The 243-nt window shown below is 36.6% G+C and carries 1 rRNA gene; it reads right to left on the reverse strand.

Features of this window, described 5'->3' with window-relative positions:
• Positions 1 to 165: 165 nt before the first annotated feature.
• A 16S ribosomal RNA gene (locus tag AUR67_RS07090) occupies positions 166 to 243 on the reverse strand; the annotation flags it as partial.

Raw genomic sequence — 243 nt, forward strand, 5'->3', positions numbered from 1 at the left:
CATATTTTTACTTTTGAAAACTCTTTATAGATACGAATATCTATAAGAATTTTAATATCAGCTTTCCAAATTTTTAAAGAGCATATTAGTTAGTTAAACCAAAGCGGTTTAGCTAACTAACAATCATCTGTGTGGACACTACGAACAAATAAGTCCTAAATCGTATAAGGAGGTGATCCAGCCCCAGGTTCCCCTAGGGCTACCTTGTTACGACTTCACCCCAGTCATGAATCACTCCGTGGT

Origin of the sequence: Pseudoalteromonas sp. XI10, from assembly GCF_001469895.1 — a bacterium.
Lineage (GTDB): Bacteria > Pseudomonadota > Gammaproteobacteria > Enterobacterales > Alteromonadaceae > Pseudoalteromonas.